Source organism: Pseudostreptobacillus hongkongensis (assembly GCF_001559795.1).
GTDB lineage: Bacteria > Fusobacteriota > Fusobacteriia > Fusobacteriales > Leptotrichiaceae > Pseudostreptobacillus > Pseudostreptobacillus hongkongensis.
Map to the genome: position 1 here is coordinate 1 of NZ_LOHY01000130.1, position 4,578 is coordinate 4,578.

The 4,578-nt window shown below is 25.4% G+C and carries 3 protein-coding genes; all 3 read left to right on the forward strand.

Annotation, left to right across the window (positions count from 1 at the left end):
- The coding region (locus AYC59_RS07620; RefSeq protein ID WP_245620686.1) for a DNA methyltransferase at nucleotides 1-1,248 on the forward strand (1,248 nt) is incomplete at its 5' end.
- 9 nt (nucleotides 1,249-1,257) lie between these two features.
- A complete protein-coding gene (locus AYC59_RS06460; protein ID WP_066896597.1) occupies nucleotides 1,258-4,254 on the forward strand; it encodes a type III restriction-modification system endonuclease in 2,997 nt (998 codons plus the stop codon).
- A 168-nt stretch (nucleotides 4,255-4,422) separates the two neighbouring features.
- On the forward strand, nucleotides 4,423-4,578 hold a 156-nt coding region (locus tag AYC59_RS08320; protein WP_211260032.1), incomplete at its 3' end, for an NAD(P)H-dependent oxidoreductase.

Sequence of the window (4,578 nt, forward strand, 5' to 3'; positions counted from 1 at the left end):
CAAGCGAATTTAAAAAAGATGTGTGATGAAATATTTGGGGAAGAAAATGTTGAGTTAATGATATGGAATAAAGAAGCTGAAGGTTCTTCAGGAACTTTAAAAGTGACACAAAGATTTAGGAAAAATCATGAGTATATTTTAGTTCTTTATAAAATGAAAGAAATAACAGAGTTCAGAAAAATAAATGAAGCTTTAGCTGGAAGAGAAAATGAGCTACAAACAGCAAATTTAGCAGTAAATGTAGAAAAAGAAGATAAAAATCATAATAACTACTATAAGATAGTAAATCCTCAAGGAGATGAATTTGTAAGACAGTGGAAATGGTCTAAAGAAGAAGTTGATAAGTTAATATCAGAAAACTTAATATACTGGGGTTCAGATGGTCATAAACAACCTAGACTTATTATTCCTACTGATGAAAGAAGAACAACTTATCTTTTATCTATTTTAAATTATGGTGGAACAACAGCTGGAAGAAAAGATTTTGAAGAAATAATGGGGACAGAAATAGAATTTTCATATCCTAAACCATTAATTTTACTAAAGAAAATTTTAACAACGGTTACTGACAAAGAAAAAGGCAATATTGTTTTAGACTTTTTCTCAGGTTCATCAACAACAGCCCATTCAGTAATGCAATTAAATGCAGAAGATGGAGGAAATAGAAAATATATAATGGTACAACTACCAGAATTATGTGATGAAAGTTCAGAAGCATATAAAGCAGGGTATAAAAATATATGTGAAATAGGAAAAGAAAGAATAAGAAGAGCAGGAGAAAAGATAAAATCAGATGCAAGACTTCCATTAGAAAATAGAGAAAAATTAGATATAGGTTTTAAAGTATTTAAGTTGGATTCAACAAATATAAAAGAATGGGATACAAATACAGAAGATTTAGAACAAACATTGTTTGATTCAATAGAAAATATAAAGTCAGATAGAAATTCATTGGATATTTTGTATGAAATTTTATTAAAATATGGATTAGACTTAAATATTCCAATAGAAGAAAATGAAGCTTTTTATTCAATAGGTAGAGGAAGGCTATTAGTAAGTTTGAATGAAAAAATTAATGATGAAGTAATAAATTCAATATGTGAAGAATATAAAAAAATATTAGAAATAGATAAAGACTTTAAGATGACAGTAATATTAAGAGATAATTCATTTAAAAATGATGTAGATAAAACAAATGCAATAAAGAAATTAGAACAAGTTGGAATAAATGAAATTAGAAGTATATAGGAGGGGATAATGAAAATTAAATTTGAAGAGAATTTAGAATATCAGTTGGAAGCTATAAAATCTATAACTGATATGTTTTCAGGACAAGAAATATCAAAGACTGTATTTACGGTAGAAAAAGCAAATAATCCTCAATTAAGTATAATATCGGATGAAAATGATTTAGGAACTGGTAATAAACTTTTATTACATCCAGAAGAAATTTTAGAAAATTTAAATAAAATCCAAACTAGAAATGGTTTGCCTAAAACAAAAGTATCGAGTAAAAATGAATATAATTTTTCTGTTGAAATGGAAACTGGGACAGGAAAAACTTATGTATATTTAAGAACTATAATGGAGTTGAATAAAAAATATGGATTAAAAAAATTTGTTATAGTTGTTCCTTCACTAGCAATAAAAGAAGGGGTATATAAAACACTTCAAATTACAGAAGAACATTTTAAAAGTCTATATGAAAATACTCCTTATGATTATTTTATTTATGATTCAAAAAAAATAAATATGATAAGAAATTTTGCTGTAAATGATAGTATACAAATTTTAATTATTAATATTGATTCTTTTAATAAAGATATAAATATTATTAACCGAGAAAGAGATCAAGCTAATGGGTATAAACCGATAGATTATATTAGTAAGTGTAATCCAATAGTAATAGTTGATGAACCTCAAAATATGGAAAGTGATATAGCTAAGAATGCAATAAAAGAACTAAATCCTCTATGTACATTAAGATATTCTGCAACACATAAAGAAATATATAATCCAGTATATAAACTAGATTCAATATCTGCTTATGAAAAGAAGTTAGTAAAACAAATAGAAGTAGCAACAGTAGGAGTTACACAAAATTTAAATACTGAATATATAAAAGTTATCAGTATAAAAGCTAACAAGAATGGAATTACAGCTAAGATAGAGCTTGATATAAAAAATAAGTCAGGTGTTAGTAGGAAAGAAATTGGTATAAAACATGGTGATGTTTTAAGTGAAAAGGCAAAAAGAGATATTTATGACGGATATATAGTGAATGAAATTACATATAATGAAGTTGATCCGTCTAAATCTTTTATAGATTTTGGAAAAGTGAAATTAACTTTGGGACAGGTTAATGGAGGACAAGATCCAATTTTAATAAAAAGATTACAAATTAGAAAAACAATTCAAGAACATTTTGAAAAACAATTAGTCTTAAAAAGTAAAGGGATAAAAGTATTGTCACTTTTCTTTATAGATAAGGTTTCAAATTATAGAATATATGATTCAGAGACTGGAGAAGCTAAAAAAGGTAAATATGCTTTAATTTTTGAAGAAGAATACAATAGTCTTATACAATCAGGGAAATATCAAGGAGTAGGAGATGTTTCTAAGGTACATGATGGATATTTTTCAATAGATAAAAAGAAAACTAAAAGTGGTATAGAATATAGTGAGTTTAAAGATACAAAAGGTAATACAAATGCTGATAATGATACTTTTACTAAGATAATGAAAGATAAGGAAAAACTTTTAAGTTTTAATGAACCTTTGGCGTTTATTTTTTCACATTCAGCTTTAAAAGAAGGTTGGGACAATCCTAATGTATTTCAAATTTGTACTTTGAATGAAACTACTTCTGAAATGAAGAAAATACAGGAAATAGGTAGAGGTCTTAGAATTGCAGTGAACCAAGATGGAGAAAGAGTTAGAGGTTTTGATGTAAATACTCTTACTGTAATGGCGAATGAATCTTATGAGCATTTTGTAGAATCTTTGCAAAAGGAAATGGAAAAAGAAAAAAATATCAAGTTTGGAGTTATAGAAAATTCTATTTTTGTAAATATTGTGATTGATTATGAAAATGAGGAAGAAATTTTTCTTGGATATGAAAAATCAAAAGAGATATTTCAAGATTTAATAAAGAGAGACTATATTGATGAAGTTGGAAATGCTAAGGATAAATTAAAAAAAGATTTAGATGAAGGAAGCTTAGAACTATCAGAAGAATTTAAAGGTATAAAAGAAAGTATTATTAAGAAATTAAAATCAACTATTGGAAAATTAGTTGTTAAAAATGCTAATGAAAGAAAGAAAATAACTTTAAATAAGAAAGTGTTTTTAAGTGATGAATTTAAAGAATTGTGGGATAAAGTAAAATATAAAACAATGTATCAAGTAAATTTTGAAGTAGAAAAATTAATAGATAAATGTATAATGAATTTAGATGAAGGAGTATATATTCCACTTGAAAAATTTTTATATGATAAAAAAAGACTAGCTATTACAAAGGGTGGAATAGAAGAACAAAAATCTGATGAAATAGAAGAAAATATAGAAGTCTATAGAAAGTATAAATTACCTGATATAATTACTTATTTACAAAATGAAACAAATCTTACAAGAAAGAGTATAGTAAAAATTTTAACTAAATCTAAAACTTTGAATAGTTTTAAGAAAAATCCTCAATTATATTTAGAACAAGCTAGTAATATAATTAAAAGAACAATGAAATTATTTATAGTAGATGGTATTAAATATGAAAAAATAGGTGATGTGGAATACTATTCTCAGGAATTATTTGAACAGAATGAAATTTTTGGTTATCTTAAAGATGAGATGAGTAAAAAAGGGAATATTGTAGAAACAGATAAAACACCATATAGTAGTATTGTTGTTGATTCGGAGATAGAAAGAAAATTTGCAGAAGGATTAGAAAAAAACAGAAATATCAAAGTTTATACAAAACTTCCAGATTGGTTTAAAATACCAACTCCATTAGGTAATTATAATCCAGATTGGGCAATATTAGTAGAAGATTTGAATCAAAATAAAGAAAAATTATATTTTATTGTAGAAACAAAGGGAACAATTTCTGAGGAAGGAAGAAGAGATTTAGAAAATTTAAAAATTAATTGTGGGAAAAAACATTTCGAAGCATTGAAAGTTGATTATACAGATTGTGATAGTATAGATAATTTTAAAATTTATATTGAAAAATTAAAAGAACACAATAAAAATATATAGAGTAAATTAGAAGGGAGAAAGAGTATGTGAGAGAAAACACTTTCTTTTTTGACTCCCTTCTTTTCTATTATTTAGGGAGACTTAGGTTGCAATAGCCTTTTGTTGTATTGTAATATATGATATAAAATGATAATATATATTTATACAACATATGGGAGGTAAGATGTTATGAATATATTAGTTGTAAATGGACATCCAGATAAAGAAAGTTTTTGTGAAGCAATATTTAATTCATATGTGGATAATATAGATAGAGATAAGCATGATATTGAAACTTTGAAACTTAATGATATAGATTTTGATCCTGTTTTAAGATATGGCTAT

What these genes read in the sequence shown, in the direction of transcription:
- AYC59_RS06460 (WP_066896597.1), top strand. Translation starts at nt 1,258, where the DNA reads ATGAAAATTAAATTTGAAGAGAATTTAGAATATCAGTTGGAAGCTATA.